Below are 19986 nucleotides of genomic sequence, written 5' to 3' on the forward strand. Positions count from 1 at the left end.
CAAGGCGTCCCTCCTTTCAGCGCATCGAGATGGTGGTATTCACCGTCTTGGCGTGAGCCGACCAGCGGGCGGTTACCGTCTTGGTCTGCGTCCAGAATTGCACGGCCTGCTTGCCATTGGGACCCAGGTCGCCCAGCTTGGAGCCGCGCGAACCCGTGAAGCTGAACCACGCCACCGGCACGGGAATCGGCACGTTGATGCCAACTTGGCCCACATCGATGTTGTTCTGGAAGTAGCGCGCCGCGCCGCCATCCTGCGTGAACAGCGCAACACCGTTGCCGTTGGGATTGCGGTTGATGAAGGCTACCGCGTCTTCCAGCGTTTCCACACCGACGCAGCACAGGACCGGTCCGAAAATTTCTTCGGTGTAGATGGTCATGTCTTCGTTGACGCCGTCAAAAATCGTCGGGCCCACGAAGTTGCCTTGCTCAAAGCCGGATACCTTCAGGTTGCGGCCATCCAGCAGCAGCTTGGCGCCTTCGTCCACGCCCTTCTGGATCAGGCTTTCCACGCGCTTCTTGGCATTGGGCGACACCAGCGGGCCCAGGTCGGCTTCGCGGTCGGTGCCGGAATTGACCTTGAGCTTCTTGGAGCGCTCGACGAAATCGGGCAGCCAGTTGCGGGCATCGCCCACCAGCACGGCCACCGACGAGGCCATGCAGCGCTGGCCGGCGGCGCCGAAAGCCGCGCCCACCAGTTGGTTCAGCGCCACTTCGGGATCTGCGTCCGGCAGGATCACGCAATGGTTCTTGGCGCCCATCATCGACTGGCAACGCTTGCCCGCGGCCGATGCGCGGTTGTAGATCTCGGTGCCCACGCGGGTCGAACCAATGAACGACACCGCCTTGATGTCGGGGTGTTCGCACAGGCCGTTGGCCGTGTCGGGGCCGCCATGCACCACGTTCAGCACGCCCGGGGGCAGGCCGGCTTCCAGCGCCAATTGGGCCAGGAACAGCGACGCGGTCGGATCCTGTTCAGACGGCTTGAGCACGAAGCTGTTGCCGCAGGCCACGGCGATCGGGAACATGAAGCAAGGCAGCATGACCGGGAAGTTGAACGCGGTGATACCCGCGCAAACACCCAGCGGCTGGATCAGGGTGTAGACGTCGATGCCGGACGCGGCGTTTTCGGCGTACTCGCCCAGTTGCAGATTGGCGATCGAGCAGGCGTGCTCAACCACTTCCAGGCCGCGCCCGATTTCGCCTTCGGCGTCGGGCAGCGTCTTGCCATGTTCGCGCGTAATCATCTCGGCCAGCTTGCCGGTGTTGGCGCGCAGCAGTTCCTGGAACTTCAGCATGACGCGCATCCGCGTGCCCTGCCCGCTGTTGCGCCAGGTCTTGAAGGCCTCCTTGGCGTTGGAGACGGCCAGGTCCAGCTCTTCGCGCGTGGCGAAGGGCACCTTGGCAACGACCTCCTGGGTGGCGGGGTTGATCACGTCGCGCCATTCGGTGGATTTGGACTGCACGAGCTTGCCGCCGATCAATAGCGGAACGCGGGGGACTTCACTCATTTCATGCTCCTCACACTGCGTAGTCGATGCGGATGGAATCCGCGTTCTTGGATCTTGCAGCGCGCCGGCAGGACGGGGGCCCAAGCCGGCGCGCCAGGCTTATTTCTTCACCAGCGGGCAACTTGAATCGGCCAGGGGCTGGAAGGCTTCGGCCGCCGGAATGGTGGCCACCAGCTTGGAATAGTCCCAGCCGCCCTTGGATTCCGCGGGCTTCTTCACTTCGTACAGGTACATATCGTGGATCACGCGGCCATCGGGGCGGATCGATGCATTGCGCATGATCGGGTCCTTGATGGGCAATTCACGCATCTTGTCGGCCACAACCTTGCCGTCGGTACTGCCGGCGGCGGCGGTCGCGCGCAGGTAATGCAGCACGCTGGAATACACGCCCGCCTGCGTCATCGTGGGCTTCAGGCCACGGAAGGCCTTTTCAAAGCGCGCGGCCCATTGCCGGGATGCATCGTCGTAGTCCCAATAAAAGCCGTCCACGTATGACAGGCCTTGGGCATTTTCCAGGCCCAGCGCACGCAGATCCGACAGGAAGATCAACAGCGACACCAAACGCTGCCCACCGTCCACGATGCCGAATTCACGCGCCTGCTTGACCGCGTTGACGGTGTCCTGGCCGCCATTGGCCAGCGCCACGACCTGCGCCTTTGAGCTTTGCGCCTGCAGCAGGTAAGACGCAAAATCCGGGGCGTTCAAGGGATGGCGCACGTTGCCGGCAACCGTGCCGCCCAGCGCCTTCACTGCCTTGGCCGTGTCTGCTTCCAGCGAATGCCCAAACGCATAGTCCACGGTGATGAAGTACCAGGACTTGCCGCCCGCCCGCACGGTCGCCTTGGCGCCGCCCGCGGACTGCGAATACGTGTCGAACATCCAATGGAACCCGACGGGCGAGCATTCCTTGTTCGTCAGCGCGGTGGTAGCCGGGCCGGAGAACATCACCACCTTGTTTTTCTCGCGCGCGATACCTTGCACCGCCAGCGCCACCGCCGAGTTGGTCAGGTCGGCAATGGCCGTCACGCCATCGCGGTCAAACCATTCGCGCGCTTTCGCGGCGCCCACATCCGCCTTGTTCTGGTTGTCGGCGGACACCAGCTCGATCTTCATGCCCTTGCATTCCGCGGCCAGGCAGTCGTCGATGGCCAATTGCGCCGCCGCCACCGAACCCGGCCCGCCCATCCCGGCATAGGTGCCGGACATATCCGTCAGAATGCCGATCTTCACTGGCGGCTTGTCGGCCGCCTGCGCCTGGCTTACCAATAAAGCGCCCAGACACAAGCCTGCGGCCAGCCCGCGTGCGTGCAATTTCATGGATTTGTCTCCTGAGTGTTATGCGCTGAGTCGTAGCGATATGCCGTCTTTGCGGCCTGCGGCTCCCGGGGGCATTCCCCAAGGCCTGCCGACCCAGTGTAGATGTGTGAAAATCAACAAGCAACACTAGAAATGCACATTCCTTGTGCATTCATGCACAATCAAAAAACTGCCCCGCGCCCCTCGCGGCGCAAGGCCTGCGGAGAGCGAAATCGTGTTGGATTGGGATAGCCTGCGGTACTTCCTGGAAGTCGCCCGTACCCAGCGGGTCAGCGCCGCCGCACGCAAGCTGGGGGTGGAACACACCACAGTGTCGCGCCGCATTCGTGCGCTGGAAACCGAGCTGGACACCCTGCTGTTTGAAAAGTCCCGCAGCGCGGGATTCATGCTGACGGACGATGGCCAGCGCCTGTTCGTACACGCCGAGCAGATGGAAAGCACGGTGCACACCGCCCGCGAAAACCTGTCGGGTATCGGCCAGGCCTTGTCGGGGCACGTGCGCATCGGCGCCACCGAGGGGTTCGGCAGCTATGTGCTGACGCCGCTGGCCGCCGACTTCCAGCGCCGCTACCCGCACATCACGCTAGACATCCTGCCCGTGCCGCGCTTTGTCAGCCTGTCAAAGCGCGAGGCCGACCTGGCCATCACCATCGAACGCCCGCAGCGCGGCCCCTATGTGTGCAGCAAGCTGTGCGACTACACCTTGCGGCTATACGGAACGCCGGGATATCTGGCGCGCCACCCGCCGATTGCCACGCGCGCGGACCTGGCCCAGCACACCTTCATCGGCTATGTGGATGAACTGCTGTTCAGCGAACGGCTGCGCTACCTGGAAGACCTGCTGCCCGCCAGCAATGTGGTCTTGCGCAGTACCAGCGTGGTGGCGCAATACCATGCGGCGCTGCAAGGTCAGTCGTTGGCGATCCTGCCCTGCTTCATCGCCGCGCAGGACCCGCGCTTGAAGCCGGTGCTGGAAAAGGAAGTGGAGATCACGCGCTCGTTCTGGATGTACTGCCATGAAGACCTGCGCAAGCTCAAGCGCGTGACGGTGCTGTGGGAATTCATCCGCAAGTCGGTGCTGAAGAACGCCGACCTGCTGGCGGGCAAGCGCGGCACGATGAAGTACCTGCCGTGATGGAATACCTGCGGTGATGGAGTACCTGCCGTAAAGCAAAGGGGCCGGAAACCGGCCCCTCTTTGCGTCTTGCCTGGTACGCGTCTTGCCCGGCTTTAAGCCGGAGTCGCGCTCTTGGGGGCTTTGACCCGCAGACGGCGCATCAGCAGGAACATGGTCAACAAGGCAACCGCGCCATGAATCGCCCACACCCCCACGCCGAAGCTGAGCTTGCCGTTGGATATCCAGGCGCGCGACAAGTTGATCATGTTCATGTAGAGCAAGCCCACCAGGCCTGCAATCAGCAAATCGCCCGAACGCCCCAGGCGCGGGTTCACCGCCCCCAAGGGAATGGCCAGCAGCGCCAGGTTGAGCGCGGCCAGCGGCAAGGAAATGCGCCACATGACCTGCGACCAACTGCTGTCAGTGTTGTCGGCAATCAGTTGCATGGTGGCGCGCGCCTTCGACGAACGCTCGGCCGCGGCGCGGGCTTCGCCAATGGGGTCTTCGCCCGCCTTGCTTTCCAGGCGCAACCCGTATTTGTCGAAGTGCACCAGGCGGATCTCGGGCGTACCCGGCTTGAGGTCGTAGCGATGGCCTTCGCCCAGCACCAGAAAACGGTCGCCATTGGGCAGGGTTTCGCTGTGCGCGCTGCTTGCCGTCAGCACGCTCAACCATTCAGGCCCGGTTTCGCGCGCGAACACGTTGCCCAATTCGTCGGTGGGCTTGACCGGGTCTTCCGAGAAGAACACGCGGCTGCCGCCAGACGATTCCGCGAACTGCCCGGCCGTCACTTTGGACAGGTCGGAACGCTGCTCGAACCGTTCGTGATATTCGCCGATCTGCCGGTAGGCCCAAGGCGCGGCCACCAGCGTCAAGCCGGCCACTGCCAGGGCCACCGGAATGGCCACCCGCAGCACGGGCCTTAGCCAGTCGGCCAGCGACAGGCCGCTGGCAAACCACACCACCATTTCGGATTCGCGGTAATTGCGCGTGACGGTCGTCAGCACCGCGATGAAGATGGACACGGCCAGAATGGTCGGCAAGGCAGTGATGGTGGACAGCGCAGCCAGCACCACGACGACGTCGGCTCCGATGTTGCCCCCCGCGGCTTCACCGAGCAGGCGCACGAGAAGCACGCTGAGCCACACGACGAGCAACGTGGAAAAGACAACGCCAGCGTGACTGGTGATCTCGCTGACGACAGAGCGTTTAAATAGAGACATGGGAGAATATGCGGGATAATCGACCGCATCATACACAGACGTACACGGGAAACCCTCATGGAATTTAGCACACAGACCACTGCTTCCCTGCACCAGGTTAAAACCGCCGCCCTGGCTGTCGGGGTGTACGCGGATGGCGTGTTGAGCCCCGCCGCGGACATCATCGACCGCGCTTCCAACGGCGCCGTGCGCGCCGTGGTCAAGACCGAGTTCCGCGGCCGCGCCGGCTCCACGTTGACGCTGCGCACGCTGCCCGGCGTCACCGCCCAGCGCGTGGTGCTGGTGGGTCTGGGCAAGCAGGAAGAATATTCGGCCCGCGTCCACGCCTCGGCCGAACAAGCCTTCGCCTCGGTCTGCGTGGCTGCCCAACTGACGGAAGGCGTGTCCACGCTGGCCGCCAACCCCATCGCCGACATCGCCATCATTGCCCGCGCGCGCAGCGCCGCCATTGCGGCCGGCGCCGCCACCTATCACTACGACGCCAGCTTCGGCAAACCCGACCGCGACGCCCGCCCCAAGCTCAAGAAGATCGTCCAGGTGGTCGAGCGCGCCGACGCGGCCCAGGCCCAGAAAGGCCTGCGCGAAGGCGCCGCCATTGCCAACGGCATGGAACTGACGCGCACGCTGGGCAATCTGCCCGGCAATATCTGCACGCCCACCTACCTGGGCGACACCGCCAAGCGCCTGGCCCGCGAATTCAAATCGCTGAAGGTTGAAGTGCTGGACCGCAAGCAGGTCGAGGCGCTGGGCATGGGTTCCTTCCTGTCGGTCGCGCGCGGTTCCGCCGAAGCGCTGCGCTTCATCGTGCTGCGCCACGCCGGCGCCAAGGCCGCCAAGAAAGGCGCGAAGAGCGCCCAGGGCCCGATCGTGCTGGTCGGCAAGGGCATCACCTTCGACGCCGGCGGCATCTCGCTCAAGCCCGCCGCCACCATGGACGAAATGAAGTACGACATGTGCGGCGCCGCCAGCGTGCTGGGCTCGTTCCGCGCCCTGGCCGAACTTGAGCTGCCGCTGGACGTGGTCGGCCTGATCCCCGCGTGCGAGAACCTGCCGAGCGGCACCGCCAACAAGCCCGGCGACGTCGTCACCAGCATGGCCGGCCTGACCATCGAAATCCTGAACACCGACGCCGAGGGCCGCCTGGTCCTGTGCGATGCCCTGACCTACGCCGAACGCTTCAAGCCGTCGGCCGTGATCGACATCGCCACGCTGACCGGTGCTTGCGTCGTGGCCCTGGGCCACGTCAACAGCGGCTTGTTCTCGAAAGACGACGCGCTGGCCGAGGCCTTGGCCACGGCTGGCCGCAAGTCGCTGGACACCGCGTGGCGCATGCCGATGGACGACGCCTACCAGGAACAACTGAAGTCCAACTTCGCCGACCTGGCCAACATCGGCGGCCCCCCGGCCGGCGCGGTGACCGCGGCGTGCTTCCTGTCGCGCTTCGCCAAGGCCTACCCGTGGGCTCACCTGGACATCGCCGGCACCGCCTGGCGCGGCGGCAAGGACAAGGGCGCCACCGGCCGCCCCGTGCCCCTGCTGATGCAATATCTGCTGGACCAGGCTTGAAGCCACTGCAACGGAACCGGGCATGACGCGGATCGACTTCGCCTTCGGCGCGCCCGACCGCTTGCGCATGGCCTGCCAGGTCGTGCGCAAGCGCGTTCTGGCAGGGCAGCGGCTGGTGGTGTACTGTAAAGACGGTTCGCGGCTGGCCGCGTTTGACCGCATGCTCTGGGCCTTTGACGACACCTCGTTCGTGCCGCACGTGCTGGCCAACGACCCGCTGGCGCCCGAAACGCCGGTGGTCCTGACAGCGGGAGACCCCCAGCAAGCGGCCCAGGCCGCTCAACCCGAAGCGGGCGCGGATGCCGCCCCGCTGTGGCTGCTGAATCTGGACAACGATTGCCCGCCCGGCTTCGACACCTTCGAGCGCCTGCTTGAAATCGTGTCGGATGACCCGGACGACAAGCAAGCCGCTCGCCAGCGCTGGCGCATCTACCAGAATGCGGGCCACACCCCGGTAAGCCACGACCTCAGCCGCCAGCCCCCCGGGGGCTGACCTGCCCCATCCATCCCGGCGGGCACCGTGCCCGCCGCGATCTTTTGATATTTGGGAGCCCCCATGCCCTCTCGCTCCAACGATACCGGCATCCCCACCCTGACCCAGCGGGCCGAACCGACGCTCTACGCGCCGCGCGCGCCAGCAGAGCCTGAAGATTCCGGCCCCCCCGTACTGACCGATCGGGCCGATGACGCCCCTGTCACCGATGCCGACGATGCGTTCCCCTTGCTGACCGACATTGCCGATGGACGCGGCCAGGACTGGGATGTGGACGAAGCCCCGGCGGTTCACGCCAACGCCACGCACGCCGCCGCCGCGCTGCCCGACGCGTCGGTGTTGACCGCCCGACTGCAAGCCGAGGTCGAACAATTGATGCGGCGGGCGCTGGCGGACGCAATCGAGCAGATTCAGACGCGCATGGACGCCGAATTACCGAGTATCGTTTCCCGGGTATTGAACGAGGTCCGCCCTGGGTAAACAGGGCGTCCGGCAGCGGGTCTAAATCTTCCAAAAACTGGATTCTTCAGGGAACTGTAAGGTATCCTTCCCCTCTAAGCCTTCTAGGCAATTATTTTTGGCGCATACAGGAGTTCTCCATGAACGAATATCGTCCGTCCCCTTTTAACCGTTCCGGCTCGGTCGCTGGCGCGCCGGGCGAGGTCGCGCGCAATCAGGTGCTGCGCAACACGTACTGGCTCTTGGCCCTCTCGCTGATTCCCACGGTGCTGGGCGCGGCGGTCGGCCTCTACACCGGCATCAACCGTGTCATGGGCGCAAGCCCCGGCCTGTCGGCCATCGTGTTCCTGGTGGGCGCGTTCGGCATGATGTTCGCCATCGAGAAAAACAAGAACAACTCGATGGGCGTGGTGCTGCTGCTTGCCTTCACGTTCTTCATGGGCATCATGTTGTCGCGCCTGCTGGGCTTCGTGATGGGCTTCAGCAACGGTTCGCAGCTTGTCATGACGGCGTTCGGCGGCACGGCGATCGTGTTCGGCACGATGGCCACGCTGGCCACCACCATCAAGCGCGACTTGTCCGGGATGCAGAAATTCCTGTTCATCGGCGCGGTCGTGATCCTGGTTGCGGCGCTGGCCAACATCTTCCTGCAAATGCCCGCACTGATGCTGACCATCTCGGTCATGGCCATCCTGGTGTTCTCGGCGTTCATGCTGGTTGACCTGCAGCGCGTGGTCAATGGTGGTGAAACCAACTACGTGTCCGCCACCCTGGCCATCTACCTGGACGTCTACAACGTCTTCTCGAACCTGCTGATGCTGCTGGGCATCTTCGGCGGCAACCGCGAGTAATCGCACGCCGTAAGTTCAGTACTGAAGGCCTACATTCGCATGTAGGCCTTTTTCTTTGGAGCGTTCCCATGCACGATCGCCGCCGCTTCCTCCAGACCGCCGCCTGCGCCGCCCTGCTGGGACCCGCTGGCGCCGCCCAGGCCCTGAGCGCCAAGCAAGCCATGCTGAAGCGCGCCATTCCGTCCACCAAGGAACAGATACCCGTCATCGGCCTGGGTACCGCCGACACCTTCAACGCCTCGCCCGATGACGCAGCAGCCATGCAGCCCTTGGCGCAGGTGCTGGACGCCTTCACCAAAGCCGGCGGTACCCTGATCGACACCGCCCCCAGCTACGGCCAGGCCGAGGCTGTCGTGGGAGCGCTGCTGGCGCGCCAAAGCGGCAAGGGCAATCCGTACTTCCTGGCGACCAAAATCGGCGCGCGCGGCCACGACGCCGCCATGGAGCAAATCCGCGAATCACAGAAGTACCTGGGCCGCGACAAACTGGACCTGATCCAGATCCACAACCTGATCGACACCCGCAATCAGCTGAGCTTGTTGCGCGACCTGAAGCAGCAAGGCGTGATCCGCTACGTCGGCATCACGCATTACCTGGACCATGCCCACGACGAACTGACTGAACTGGTCGAACGCGAAAAGCCCGATTTTCTTCAGATCAATCTGTCAGTGGGCGCGCGCAACGCCGAAAAGCGCCTGCTGCCGGCTTGCCAGGCCAACGGCGTCGCGGTGCTGATCAACCGCCCCTTCCAGGACGGCGCGCTGTTCCGCCAGGTCAAGGGCCGCGCCCTGCCCGGTCTGGCTGCCGACATCGGCTGCACCTCCTGGGCGCAGATTTTCCTGAAATTCATCATTGGACACCCGGCCGTCACCGCCGTCATTCCCGCCACCTCCAAACCCGCGAACATGGCGGACAACGCATTGGCCGGGTTCGGACCGCAACCCGACGCGGCACTGCGCGACCGCATCGCCGCCCTGCTGGCATAAGCCATGGCCTCAGTCGGCCTTGGCTCCCTGCGTGGCCGCGCGGCGCGGGCATTGGGCATACACGAAGAAGAAATAGCGCCTGCCGCCTGCGGCTTCGCGTTTTTTTTCTTCCTGTTCTGCGGCTATTTCATGCTGCGCCCCATCCGCGAAACCATGGGCATCCAGGCGGGCGTGAACCAACTGCAATGGCTGTTCACCGCCACCTTCGTCGCCACCTTGGCCGTGGTGCCCCTGTTTGGCGTCTTGTCCTCGCGCGTGCCGCGTTCAACGCTGCTGACCTGGGTCTACGGTCTATTTGCGCTGACCATGGCGGGCTTCGCTGTCCTGCTGTACCTGCAACCGGGCAGCATCTGGGCCGCGCGCGCGTTCTATGTGTGGCTGTCGGTCTTCAATTTGTTCGTGGTTTCCATCGCCTGGAGCCTGATGGCCGACGTGTTCCGCATGGAATCAGCCAAGCGCCTGTTCGCCTTGATTGCCGCCGGCGCCAGCGCGGGCGGGCTGTGCGGTCCGCTGTTGGGCGCGTTGCTGGCCGGCGCGCTTGGCCCGGCGGGCCTGTTGCTATTGTCCGCGCTGCTGCTCACGGCAACCTTGCCGCTCAAACAATGGCTGTTGCGATGGCGCGCGGCCACGCGCACGGACGTCAGTCTGGAAGACATCAAGCACCCCATTGAAGGCAGCGTCCTGGCCGGCATTTCGCGAATTTTCCGATCACGCTACCTGCTGGGCATTTCGCTGCTGGTGGTACTGCTGGCCACGCTCAACACCTTTCTGTACATGGAACAGGCGCGACTCGTCGCCGATACGTTCCCCGACACGGCGCAGCGCATTCGCGTCTTCAGCGCGCTGGACTTCACCGTGCAGACGCTGGCGCTGTTGTCGCAAGTGTTCATTACGGGCCGCGTGGCCGCGCGCCTGGGGCTGCGCTTCCTGTTGACCGCGGTGCCGCTGGCCGTAGGAGTATCGTTCCTGGCCCTGGCCGCGTTTCCGGTCTTTGGCGTGTTGGCGGCCGCGATGATCCTGCGCCGCGCCGGCGAATACGCCCTGATCAGGCCGGGTCGTGAAATGCTGTTCACTGCGGTTCCGCCCGAAGACAAGTACAAAACCAAGAGCGTCATCGACACCGTGGTCTACCGTGGCGGAGACGCGGCCAGCGGCTGGGTCAAGGCGGGGGTGGACATGCTGGGCCATGGCGTGGCGCTGATCGCGCTGTTGGGCGCGGCCGTGGCGCTGGGCGCCGCCGCCGTGGGCTACGCATTGGGAAGGCAGGCCGACGCCAGAAAGCCCGACAACCATTAGCTTTTTCCAAACAAGCATCTTAGTAAACCAAACGGATCTCGCGGGCGGCCGCCGCACAATGGCGCAGCTCTCAACGCCTGGGGAATCGTCATGAAACGCTCTGCCTGCCTTGCTGCCCTACTGCTTTGCCTTAGCGCCACGTCCGCGCACGCCGCTTATCCCGAAAGGGCCATCACCTTGATCGTGCCTGCCGCCGCGGGCGGCAACGCGGACATCACCGCGCGCCTGATCGGCCAGGAGATGAGCCGTCAGCTGGGTCAACCCGTCGTGGTGGAAAACCGCGTGGGGGCCGGTGGCCGCATCGGCACCCAGGCAGTGGTTCGTGCCCCGGCCGATGGCTACACCATCGGCTATGCCCACGTTGGCACGCTGGTGCTGCACCGGTTTCTGTTCAAACAACAACTCTACGATCTGGACCGTGACCTGACGCCGATCGGTCTGGTGGCCGAAACCCCGAACGTCATCGTGGTGAACGCGGCCTCGCCCTATCGCGACCTGAAGAGTTTCATCGAGGCCAGCCGCGCCCAGCCCGACCGCCTGACGATGACGTCGGCGGACCCGGGCACGACCAGCGAGGTGGGGGTGAAGCTCTTCATCGCCCAGACCGGCGCGGCCGTGCGCCAGATTCCCTACAAGGCAACGGCCGCGCAGCTTTCCGACCTGCTTGGCGGCCACGTGGACGCCATGATGGAAAACCTGCCACCGCTGATCGGAAATTTGAAGGACGGCCGCCTGCGCGCGCTGGCCGTCACGACGACGTCCCGCGCCGCGTCCAACCCCGATGTGCCGACGGTGGCCGAACAGGGCTACCCCAACTATGAGCAGTCCGCCTGGAGTGCACTGATCGCCCCGGCCGGTACGCCGCCTGCCGTCATCGACCGCCTGAATGCCGCGATGAACCAAGCGCTGCGATCGGAAAATGTCGCAAAGGAACTGCGCAGCCGTTCCCAGGCGCCGCTGGGCGGCACTCCGCAAGACGTACAAACCCAAATTCGCAAGGAACTGCCCAAATGGGAAAACATCATCAAGGCCGCCACGCTGGATTAAGGCCCATGGGGAATCCTGCGGCAGGCGAACCTGCGGCAGGCGGCCCTTCCGCAGACACCTCGGCGGGAGGCGCCACATGGTTCAGCTAAGCCGGGAAGACTTCTCCGTCGCCGCCGCGACCAACGAATCGGCCTATCGGCGCATCACCATCCCCGTGTTGCGGATCGACGCCGGCCCCGGCCCCGCCGTTGCCCTGATTGCCGGCGTGCATGGCGACGAATGGGAAGGCCAGGCGGCCATCCTGGATCTGTGGCATCACCTGCCCCACGTTCTGCAACGCGGCACGGTCTATCTGCTGCCCGCCGTCAACGCGGAGGCCTCGCTGGCCGGTACAAGGTTGTCTCCCGCCGATGGCGGCAACCTGAACCGCGCCTTCCTGGGCGCCCCGGCGCGCGGCTACACCGAAAGCGTCGCGGCCGCGTTGGAAGCGCGTCTGCTGCCGCGCGTGCAGGCCATGGTCGACGTGCACAGCGGTGGCGCGTCCCTGCGCTATCTGCCGTCATCCGTGATCACGCGCTACGGCAACGACGCCTACGACGAGCGCCTGCCCGCCCTGGCGCGCGCGTTCGGCCTGCCGCATTGCGTGTTCTTTCGCGGCAATGAAGCGGGCTCCATGCCGGCCTCGGCCAGCCGCCACGGCGTATTGCGCCTGAGCGCCGAGATCGGCGGCGGCAGAGAAACCCACGCTGCCCTGATCGAGCGCTGCCGTGATGGGCTGCTCGGTTGTCTGGGCGAACTGGGCCTGCTGCCCGGCCACCCAAGCCCCAGCAACCCGAACATCCAGCTTTACGACCTGGACGCCCCCGCCGCCACACTGCGGGCAAGCGAACCCGGCGTGTTCGTGCCCGGCGTTGAACTGGGGCAGTCAGTCACGGCGGGCCAGCAGATTGGCCGCTTGATCGAGCCCGCCCGCCCCGACACTCCCATGCGCCCTGTGCACAGCCCCCAAGCAGGCACGGTCGTGTGCCTGCGCGCCATTGCCCGCAGCGACGACGGCGACTGCCTGCTGCAAGTGGCGCCCGCCCTTCCCCTTGAAACTCTCGTGTCGAAATACTGACCCATGCAGATGAACCCAAGATTGTCCGGCCTGCGTTGTATTCGCTGTGCAAGCCTGTGGCCGCCCGGCGACTATCCCGAAGGCTGCCCCCATTGCCTGGCGGTCGGCCACCCCGCCACGCTGGAATGCTGCTACCACTCGCCCAGCGACAACCCCGCCATGCCCTTGCCGATCCTGGCCCCCATCACGCTGGGTGAAGGCGACACGCCCTGCCTGGAAGCGCTGGACCTGGCCCAGGCCGAAGGCATCGGCCAGCTTTGGCTTAAATGTGAAGGCGCCAACCCCACCGGTAGCCACAAGGACCGCATGGCGGCCCAATTGGTATCGCGGGCAAGGCTGGCCGGCGCCACCCGCGTAGCGGCGGCTTCCAGCGGCAATGCCGGCGTCTCGATCGCCGCCTATTGCGCCGCCGCCGGCTTGCAGGCCGATATCGCCATCACCCGCAACTGCCCTCCCCTGCAGCGCGAAGCCATGGAACGCTTCGGCGCCAAGCTCAGCGCCTTCGAAGACAGCCTGGCCCGTTGGCCGTACGTGGAAGACCTATGCCGCAACCACGGCGCATTCGCGGGCACCAATTATTTGAATCCGCCCGTCGGCACACACCCTTACGGCGTCGAGGGCTACAAGCCCATCGCCGCCGAAATCCTGGACCGCTGCGGCCTGCCCACCGACATCATCGTGCCCACCGCGCGCGGCGATCTGCTTTGGGGAATCTTCCTGGGCTGGCAGCACCTGTTGCATAGCGGCCGTATCCAACACCTGCCCCGCCTGCACGCCGTCGAGCCCTATGCGCGCCTGTCGCAAGCTCAAGCCACCGGGGACGCGCGCGGCTTGTGGGACGCGGCAACGGACCAGTACTCCATTGCCGGCGGCACCTGCACGCTACAGTCCCTGGAGGCCTTGTCGCGCTCAAGTGGCATGCCGGTGGAAGTATCCGATTCGGCGGCCGCCCAGGCGCAGCAACGGCTGGAACGCAGGGGGATCAGCACCGAGCTGTCTTCGGCGGCCGCGCTGGCGGCAGTGGCTCGGCTGCGGCGCTCAGGCGTATTGGATGCCGAATCGTCGGTGGTGCTGATGCTGACCTCGGACGGACGCCGCGGCTGAACGAGCCTTGCTGCCCTAGACGCCGAAGCGCTCCACCAGCGGGGCCAGCGCGCCGCGCAGGCAGGTGGCCCAGAATTTGCCGGCCTCGGACAGGGGCCGGCTGCCGTGCAGGATCATGTGGCATTCAAAATGCACCGGCGCATTCAGCGGGCGGTAGCACAGGCCCGCGGCCTCCATCCCCACCGCGGTGGCCGGGTTGGCGATGCCTACCCCATGCCCCGCCAGCGCCAGTTGACACACGGTGCTGGAATACGGGGTTTCGATGGCCACGTTCAGGCTTAGCCCCGCCTGCAGCAATAGCGAATCCAGGCGCTTGCGCGAGCCGTCCTCCGCATTCAGGGCGATGATCTCGGCGTCTGCAAGATGGGCGAATTCCACGCGTTCCACGCGCGCCAGCGCATGGCCGGCGGGAAACACCGCCACGGCACGCAAGCTGGCCAGCCGGTGGCCGAGCAGCCCTTCCAGTTCAGATTCGTCGGCCACCACCGCCAGGTCGAGCTCACCCGACACCACCATGTCACGCAAGGTGTTGGAGTCCCGAATCTGCAAATACAGGGGCGTGTCGGGATAGCGCGTGCGAAACCGCGAGATCGCATCGCTGACGATGGTGCCGCCGTACGCATGGATACAACCAATGCGCAGGCGCGGCTGCGCGGCGCCACGTATCGCGCGGATCTTGCGCCCCAGGCTTTCCAGCCCCACGTTCAAGCGGCGAATTTCCTCGTACAGCAAGGTGGCCTCGGGCGTGCGCTGCATCCGCTGGCGCACGCGCTCGAACAAGCGCAACTCAATGCTGGCTTCCAGCGCGGCCAAGGTCGCGCTGACTGTCGCGGGCGACACATCCAGCCGCCGGGCCGCGGCCGTCACGCTTTCCGTTTCGTACACGGTGCGGAACGTCTCGACCTGTTTCAGCGTGAAGGTCATAGGCTGCTTGCGGCACGCTCAGACGCGCTGCAAGTCCATCAGGACGCGGCGGGTGGACAAGGGGCGGCCGGCAAGAATTTCGGCCAGGCGCTCGCGCAAGTCGCGGCGCAGCGCGGGTTCGATGGCGGTGTCTTCGAAATCGGGCGCGGCTTCGTCCACGCCATAGCCGGTCTCGCGCAGCAAGGTCCATTCAAAGCGGCGCAACGCGCCCGCGGCGCGCGTGCCATTGGACAACTGCTGCAACGCCATGTCGTAGGCATCGAATAACAAGGGGTGGGCGTCCTCACGTGGCAGCAGACGCAGCAAAAGCTCGTTCATGTACCAGGCGGACATCAGTGCGGTGCCGGTCAACGGGCGGATGCCCGCGATTTCGGCGCGCGTCAGCGTCTTGACTTCGCCATTGCCGGTCCAGGACAGCAACAAGGGCTGAAAGGCCGACAACACGGGCCGCAGCACCGAGTAAGGGCGCTTGGCGCCCTTGGCGACCATGGCCACACAGCCATGATCGCGGGAAAAAGTCTGAACAATAAGGGAGGTCTCACGCCACGCGGTGGCGTGCAGCATAAAGCCCGGGCGATCCTGGACGCGAGGCGCCCGTCTACTCATAGCCCAGATCGCGGAGCGCACCCTCGCGGTCGGACCACCCCTTGCGCACCTTGATGTAGACCTCAAGGTGCACGGGCTTGTCCAGCAGCTTGGCGATGTCCTGCCGCGCCTCCGTGGCGATACGCTTCATGTGCATGCCGCCCGTGCCCAAGAGAATGGGCTTGTGGCTGTCGCGCTCGACCACCACGCAGGCGTTGATGCTGGCGCCCTTGGGGGTCTCTTCCCATTGCTCGATGACGACGGTACAGCCGTAGGGCAGCTCGTCGCCGACCAGGCGGAAGATCTTCTCGCGCACCAGTTCGGCGGCAATGAAGCGCATGGGGCGGTCAGTCAGGGTGTCTTCTTCGAACATCGCCTCGCCTTCGGGCAGGCGCGTGGCAATTTCTTCCAGCAACTGATCCAGTTGCTGGTTCTTCGTGGCGCTAATCGGCACCACGGCGCCGAACGGATGCAGCGCCACGATCTTGGAAACGAAGGCGAAGAGATCATCACGATTCTTCATTTGGTCGATCTTCGAGACGACCAGAATCGTGCGTTCCGGGTTGGGCAACAGCGGCAGCAACTTGGCGTCGCCTTCCGACCACTTGCCGGCCTCGACCACATGCACCACCACGTCAACGTCGGCCAGGGCCTGCGTTACGACGCGGTTCATCATGCGGTTCATGGCGCCGCCATGGCGCGTCTGGAAACCGGGGGTATCAACGAAGACGAACTGCTCGTGTTCGCGCGTCAACACGCCATGGATGCGATGGCGCGTGGTCTGCGCCTTGCGCGACACGATGGAGATCTTGGAACCGATCAGGGCGTTGGTCAGCGTGGACTTGCCCACATTGGGGCGGCCAACAATGGCAACAAAGCCGGTACGAAAAGGGGTATCGCTCATTTAGTCTCTTGAGCCACTGCCACGGGCAGCGACAATTGCGCGGTTTTGCGCGCCTTGCCCGACTTGCGGGCAGCCTTGGTAGCCGGGCTGATAGCCAGCGCCGCCTCCAAAGCCAGCTTGGCCGCCGATTGCTCGGCGGCGCGGCGGCTGGCGCCGGGCGCCGTAACCTTGATCTCGAGCGCCGGGATGGCGCACTCGACTTCGAACTGCTGGCTGTGGGCCGCGCCATGCGTGGCCACCACCGTATACAGCGGCAGCGCCAACTTGCGGCCTTGCAGGAATTCCTGCAGCAAGGTCTTGGCGTCCTTGCCCAGCGTTTTGGGGTCAACCGAGGCCAGCACCGGCAGGTACTGGCGCACGATCACGCGGCGCGCGGCCTCAAAGCCCGCGTCCAGAAAGACGGCTCCAAACAGCGCCTCGACCGTGTCGGCAAGAATCGATGGCCGGCGGAACCCGCCGCTTTTCAATTCGCCTTCGCCCAGGCGCAGATACTGCGAGAGCTCCAGGCGCTGGGCGATATCCGCCAGCGAGGCCTGCTTGACCAGATTGGCCCGCAGCCGCGACAGATCGCCTTCGTCAATTTTCGAGTAGCGCTCGAACAGCATGGCCGCCACGACGAAGTTCAGCACGGAATCCCCAAGGAATTCCAAGCGCTCGTTGTGGCGCGCACCATGACTGCGATGCGTCAGTGCCTGTTCAAGCAAAGCCGGATCACCGAAGTGGTGATCCAGGCGGTTTTCTAGCGTGGCTAGCGACATAATCAGTTGAACCGGCCGATGCGGCTGAGATCGCTGAAATTCATCCAGATGAAGAACGCGCGTCCGACGATATTGGCTTCAGGTACGAAGCCCCAGTACCGGCTGTCCGCGCTGTTGTCCCGATTATCACCCATGGCGAAATAACTGCCTTCAGGTACTTTGCAGCGTACCCCATTGCGGCTGTATTGGCAGTTCTGGCGGTGAGGAAATTGCCACATCGGAGAATAATCCTGCGGCTTGTTCTCATCTAGCAGTATTTTGTGCTCAACGTCGCCCAACTTCTCTTTATATTGCGCAATATACGAAACTCGGTCCGGTTCGAAGTAGTCGCCGTCGCGCACATGGGGCACGAGTTCACCGTTGACGTACAGTTTTTTGTCCAGGTAGGCGATTTCATCGCCGGGCAGGCCCACCACACGCTTGATGTAGTCCACGTCCGGATCAACGGGATAGCGGAACACGAACACATCGCCGCGCTTGGGTTCACCAATGTCGATCACCTTCTTGTCGATCACGGGCAAGCGCAAGCCATAGCTGAACTTGTTCACCAGGATCAAGTCACCCGACTGCAGCGTCGGCAACATGGAACCCGACGGAATCCGGAACGGCTCCACCACGAACGAGCGCAGCATGAACACGAACAGAATGACGGGAAAGAAGCTGACGGCATATTCGATCCACCAGGGCACGCGCCGCGCGATGTCGCCGGCTTCGCGGCGCAGGCGTTCGGCTTCCTGGGCGTCTCCGACCAGGGCCGCATCGTACTGCGCCATTGCCGCTTGCGCCCGCGCTTCGCGGCCACGCCGCAGCACCGCCAGATCAAGCACCCAGATAATGCCGGTCAAGACCAGCAGAACAAACAGGATCAGGGCAAAGTTCCAACTCATCAGCTAACCGCCTTCTTTTGGTTCTACTTGTCTTCCACTTGCAGGATGGCCAAGAACGCCTCCTGCGGAATCTCAACGCTACCCACCTGCTTCATGCGCTTCTTGCCGGCCTTCTGCTTTTCAAGCAGCTTCTTCTTGCGCGAGATATCGCCGCCGTAGCACTTGGCCAGCACGTTCTTGCGCAGGGCCTTCACGTTTTCACGCGCGATGATTTCGGCGCCGATGGCGGCCTGGATGACCACGTCGAACATCTGGCGGGGAATCAGCCCACGCATGCGCGTGACAACGTCACGGGCGCGATGGCGTGCGTTGCTGCGGTGAACGATCACGGCCAGCGCGTCGACACGGTCGTTGTTGATAAGGAGGTCAACACGCACCACGTCGGCCGAGCGGTATTCCAGGAATTCGTAGTCCATCGAGGCGTAGCCGCGCGATACCGACTTCAGCTTGTCGAAGAAGTCGAGCACGATTTCGGCCAGCGGAATCTCGTACACCAGGTGCACCTGGCGGCCGTGATAGCTCATGTTGATCTGCGAACCCCGCTTGTTGTTGCACAGGGTCATGACCGGGCCGACGTAGTCCTGCGGCATGAACAGCGTGACTTTCACGATGGGTTCGCGAATGTCCTGGATCTTGCCCACTTCGGGCATGCGCGACGGGCTTTCCACGGTAATCACGGAGCCATCGCGCTGCTCGACTTCATACACCACCGACGGCGCGGTGGTGATGATGTCCATGTCGAATTCGCGCTCCAGGCGTTCTTGCACGATTTCCATATGCAACAAGCCCAGGAAGCCGCAGCGGAAGCCAAAACCCAGCGCTTGCGACACTTCCGGTTCGAACATCAGCGCGGCGTCGTTCAGCTTGAGCTTGTCGAGCGAATCGCGCAGTTGGTCGTATTCAGAGCTTTCCACCGGATACAGGCCGGCGAACACCTGCGGCTTCACTTCCTTGAAGCCGGGCAGCGCGGACGGCGCGGGCTTGTTGGCCAGCGTGACCGTATCGCCCACCTTGGCGTCTTCCAACTGCTTGATGCCGGCGATGATGAAGCCCACTTCGCCCGCCGACAGGTGCGGACGCTGTTGCGACTTCGGCGTGAACACACCGGTCTGCTCGCACAGGTGGGTGGCGCCGGAGGCCATCAGCAGGATCTTGTCCTTGGGCTTGAGCACGCCGTTGATGATGCGCACCAGCATGACCACGCCCACGTAGTTGTCGAACCACGAGTCGATGATCAGGGCTTGCAGCGGCGCCTCGGGGTCGCCCTTGGGCGCGGGCACGCGCGCCACGATGGTTTCCAGGATTTCGTCGATGCCCATGCCCGTCTTGGCGCTGGCCAGCACCGCTTCGGAGGCATCGATGCCGATGACGTCTTCCACTTCCTGGCGCGCGCCTTCGGGATCCGCCTGCGGCAGGTCCATCTTGTTCAGCACCGGCACCACTTCCACGCCCAGCTCGATGGCGGTGTAGCAGTTGGCGACCGTCTGTGCTTCCACGCCCTGCGACGCGTCCACCACCAGCAGCGCGCCTTCGCAGGCCGACAGCGAGCGGCTGACTTCGTACGAGAAGTCCACGTGCCCCGGGGTGTCGATCAGGTTCAGGTTGTAGACCTTGCCGTCATTCGCCTTGTATTGCAGGGAAGCGGTCTGGGCCTTGATGGTGATGCCGCGTTCGCGCTCGATTTCCATGGAATCGAGCACCTGCGCCGACATTTCGCGATCCGCCAATCCGCCGCAGCGCTGGATCAAGCGATCGGCCAAGGTCGATTTGCCATGATCGATGTGGGCAATGATGGAGAAGTTGCGAATATGCTGCATGCTTGAAATTATAAGGGACGGAACACTCGGCACCAGGCCGGAAGACGCCGCCGCCGGAGAACACACGGCTGACGAGAGGGGCGCT

The 19986-nt window shown here is 64.3% G+C and carries 19 protein-coding genes; 10 read left to right on the plus strand and 9 right to left on the minus strand.

Annotated elements, in window-relative coordinates; genetic code table 11:
• Window positions 1-16 precede the first annotated feature (16 nt).
• A complete protein-coding gene (locus M2361_RS22520) occupies window positions 17-1510 on the minus strand; it encodes a CoA-acylating methylmalonate-semialdehyde dehydrogenase (RefSeq protein WP_230693665.1) in 1494 nt (497 codons plus the stop codon).
• 99 nt (window positions 1511-1609) lie between these two features.
• Window positions 1610-2827 carry an ABC transporter substrate-binding protein gene (locus M2361_RS22525; RefSeq protein WP_100857304.1) on the minus strand — a complete coding sequence of 406 codons (1218 nt, stop codon included), beginning with the start codon at window positions 2825-2827 and terminating at the stop codon, window positions 1610-1612.
• 214 nt (window positions 2828-3041) lie between these two features.
• Between M2361_RS22525 and M2361_RS22530 the strand changes: the two genes are divergently transcribed.
• Complete coding sequence (locus M2361_RS22530; RefSeq protein WP_100857305.1) at window positions 3042-3962, plus strand: LysR family transcriptional regulator; 921 nt, start codon at window positions 3042-3044, stop codon at window positions 3960-3962.
• Window positions 3963-4057: 95 nt separating this feature from the next.
• On the opposite strand, the gene lptF is transcribed toward M2361_RS22530, so the two are convergent.
• Complete coding sequence (gene lptF / locus M2361_RS22535) at window positions 4058-5167, minus strand: LPS export ABC transporter permease LptF (RefSeq protein ID WP_259251862.1); 1110 nt, start codon at window positions 5165-5167, stop codon at window positions 4058-4060.
• 57 nt (window positions 5168-5224) lie between these two features.
• Between lptF and M2361_RS22540 the strand changes: the two genes are divergently transcribed.
• The 9 genes from M2361_RS22540 (at window position 5225) to M2361_RS22580 (ending at window position 14026) form a co-directional block, all read left to right on the plus strand.
• A complete protein-coding gene (locus M2361_RS22540; protein WP_259251863.1) occupies window positions 5225-6733 on the plus strand; it encodes a leucyl aminopeptidase in 1509 nt (502 codons plus the stop codon).
• A gap of 22 nt (window positions 6734-6755) precedes the next feature.
• Window positions 6756-7226 carry a DNA polymerase III subunit chi gene (locus M2361_RS22545; protein WP_259251864.1) on the plus strand — a complete coding sequence of 157 codons (471 nt, stop codon included), beginning with the start codon at window positions 6756-6758 and terminating at the stop codon, window positions 7224-7226.
• 63 nt (window positions 7227-7289) lie between these two features.
• Window positions 7290-7706 carry a hypothetical protein gene (locus M2361_RS22550; protein WP_259251865.1) on the plus strand — a complete coding sequence of 139 codons (417 nt, stop codon included), beginning with the start codon at window positions 7290-7292 and terminating at the stop codon, window positions 7704-7706.
• Between the two features lie 119 nt (window positions 7707-7825).
• Complete coding sequence (locus M2361_RS22555; protein WP_050447648.1) at window positions 7826-8536, plus strand: Bax inhibitor-1/YccA family protein; 711 nt, start codon at window positions 7826-7828, stop codon at window positions 8534-8536.
• Window positions 8537-8604: 68 nt separating this feature from the next.
• Window positions 8605-9522, plus strand: coding sequence for an aldo/keto reductase (locus M2361_RS22560; RefSeq protein ID WP_259251866.1), 918 nt, complete (start codon window positions 8605-8607; stop codon window positions 9520-9522).
• Between the two features lie 3 nt (window positions 9523-9525).
• Window positions 9526-10818 (plus strand): NTP/NDP exchange transporter, encoded by a 1293-nt coding sequence (locus M2361_RS22565; protein WP_100857312.1) that lies wholly within the window; start codon window positions 9526-9528, stop codon window positions 10816-10818.
• Between the two features lie 90 nt (window positions 10819-10908).
• Window positions 10909-11865 (plus strand): tripartite tricarboxylate transporter substrate binding protein, encoded by a 957-nt coding sequence (locus M2361_RS22570; RefSeq protein WP_259251867.1) that lies wholly within the window; start codon window positions 10909-10911, stop codon window positions 11863-11865.
• Between the two features lie 76 nt (window positions 11866-11941).
• On the plus strand, window positions 11942-12922 hold the full coding sequence (locus tag M2361_RS22575) for a succinylglutamate desuccinylase/aspartoacylase family protein (protein WP_259251868.1): 981 nt from the start codon (window positions 11942-11944) through the stop codon (window positions 12920-12922).
• A gap of 3 nt (window positions 12923-12925) precedes the next feature.
• The gene (locus M2361_RS22580) at window positions 12926-14026 is read left to right on the plus strand and encodes a pyridoxal-phosphate dependent enzyme (protein ID WP_259251869.1); all 1101 of its coding nucleotides are present in this window, start codon (window positions 12926-12928) and stop codon (window positions 14024-14026) included.
• Window positions 14027-14041: 15 nt separating this feature from the next.
• On the opposite strand, the gene M2361_RS22585 is transcribed toward M2361_RS22580, so the two are convergent.
• Genes M2361_RS22585 through lepA form a run of 6 tightly spaced genes read right to left on the minus strand, consistent with a single transcriptional unit; the run spans window position 14042 to window position 19901 of the window.
• Window positions 14042-14950: a LysR family transcriptional regulator gene (locus M2361_RS22585; protein ID WP_259251870.1), complete on the minus strand. Its 909-nt coding sequence runs from the start codon at window positions 14948-14950 to the stop codon at window positions 14042-14044.
• Window positions 14951-14968: 18 nt separating this feature from the next.
• Entirely contained in the window at window positions 14969-15556 is a 588-nt protein-coding gene (gene recO / locus M2361_RS22590) for a DNA repair protein RecO (RefSeq protein WP_259251871.1), read from the minus strand.
• Window positions 15549-16439, minus strand: coding sequence for a GTPase Era (gene era, locus M2361_RS22595; protein WP_259251872.1), 891 nt, complete (start codon window positions 16437-16439; stop codon window positions 15549-15551). Before era ends, recO begins: the two co-directional genes overlap by 8 nt.
• The gene (gene rnc / locus M2361_RS22600; RefSeq protein WP_100857319.1) at window positions 16436-17197 is read right to left on the minus strand and encodes a ribonuclease III; all 762 of its coding nucleotides are present in this window, start codon (window positions 17195-17197) and stop codon (window positions 16436-16438) included. The genes era and rnc overlap by 4 nt, the downstream gene beginning before the upstream one ends.
• Before the next feature lie 2 nt (window positions 17198-17199).
• Window positions 17200-18084, minus strand: coding sequence for a signal peptidase I (gene lepB, locus M2361_RS22605; RefSeq protein WP_259251873.1), 885 nt, complete (start codon window positions 18082-18084; stop codon window positions 17200-17202).
• Between the two features lie 23 nt (window positions 18085-18107).
• Window positions 18108-19901 (minus strand): translation elongation factor 4, encoded by a 1794-nt coding sequence (lepA, locus tag M2361_RS22610; protein ID WP_100857321.1) that lies wholly within the window; start codon window positions 19899-19901, stop codon window positions 18108-18110.
• Between the last annotated feature and the right edge of the window lie 85 nt (window positions 19902-19986).

Origin of the sequence: Achromobacter sp. JUb104, from assembly GCF_024806975.1 — a bacterium.
Classification (GTDB): domain Bacteria; phylum Pseudomonadota; class Gammaproteobacteria; order Burkholderiales; family Burkholderiaceae_B; genus Achromobacter; species Achromobacter spanius.